Genomic DNA, 1,349 nt, shown 5'->3' with positions numbered 1-1,349 from the left:
GGGTGCGACGGGGGAATCCACGGCTCCTTGAATTCGAGCTCGGGCCCCGACCCCGGCACCCGCCACTTCATCAGGGGAGCCGTCGACAGTGATTGCACGCCACCGGCCACGATCACCCGTTCCATCCCGACACCGATGTGCGCGGCCGCGTTCGCGATCGAGGTGAGACTGCCCGCGCAGTGCCGATTGACTGCTTGGCCTGGCACGTTCAGCATCCCCGCGGCCACAGCCGCGTGCCGGGCGAGGTCCCCGCCGCCGTAGTTCAGCTCGGCGAGGATCACGTCGTCGATGTGGGTCGGGTCGATGCCCGAGCGCCGAACGGCCTCGGTGAGGATCTCGATGGCGAGCGTCTCCGACGCCACATTCACGAGCGCGCCCTTGAACGATCGCGCGATCGCGGTTCGGACCGCACTGACGATGACTGGTTTGGGCATAGTTCTCAACCTCTGTGTTCCGGCCGCACCCCTCGGTGCGGCCTCGTGTGTATTCCGATGAATTTCGAGTCGTGTTCTGTGCGCACGGCGCCGGTATCGGCGGCCAGGTGAGGCACAGGTATTCGGTCAGTCGATGGTGAAACGTATCGGCAAATGCTTCAACCCACCCACGAACGTCGTCGCCGTCAACTCCGGCTCCCCCGCCAACTCGATCGACCGCAAACGCGGCAACAACTCCCCCAAGAACTTGCTGATCTCCATCCGCGCCAACCCCGCACCCAAACAAAAATGCACACCATAACCGAACGCCACATGCTTGTTCGGCTCACGCCCGATATCGAACCGGAAGGGATCTTCGAAAACGTCCTCGTCACGATTGGCCGAAGCGTAGGACAGCAACAACGAATCACCGGCCGGGATCGAAACCCCGTTGACGACCGAATCCTCAGCAGCGGTACGCATGAACGCCTTCACCGGCGTCACCCACCGGATGATCTCTTCGACAGCGCCCGGCATCAGACCTGGATCAGCCCGCAACCGATCCAACTGATCGGGATGTTCGATCAGCGCCCGCACACCACCCGAGATACTGCTACTCGTCGTATCGTGGCCCGCGGTCGCGATAATCGCGTAATACGAAACAATGTCCACATCCGACAACGGTTCGCCGTCGACCTTCGCGTTCGCGATCATCGACGCCAGGTCATCGGTCGGGTTCGCCCGCCGCGATTCGGTCAGCGCCTGGAAGAAGGTGAACATCTCCACCAACGCGTTCATCGCCTCATCCGGCGGCGTCGCTCGCTTCAGCTCGTCGTCGTCACTACCCACCAATTCCTGAGTCAGCTTCAACATCAGCGGAAAATCCGACTCGGGCACCCCGAGCAACGACATGATCACGTACAGCGGGAAATTCAC

At 62.2% G+C, this 1,349-nt stretch carries 1 protein-coding gene and 1 pseudogene; both read right to left on the bottom strand.

Going from position 1 to position 1,349, the window contains the following annotated elements; all coding sequences use genetic code 11:
• Positions 1-434 (bottom strand): annotated as a pseudogene (locus tag ACFWF3_RS36040) (acetyl-CoA C-acyltransferase); the annotation flags it as partial.
• Between the two features lie 126 nt (positions 435-560).
• Positions 561-1,349: cytochrome P450 (locus tag ACFWF3_RS36035; RefSeq protein WP_379318647.1), on the bottom strand; the 789-nt coding region annotated here is incomplete at its 5' end.

Origin of the sequence: Nocardia sp. NPDC060220 (assembly GCF_042727815.1) — a bacterium.
Taxonomy (GTDB): Bacteria; Actinomycetota; Actinomycetes; order Mycobacteriales; family Mycobacteriaceae; genus Nocardia.
The sequence above is the reverse complement of the archived record's forward strand: the minus strand, read 5'-3'. Positions and strand labels throughout refer to the sequence as shown.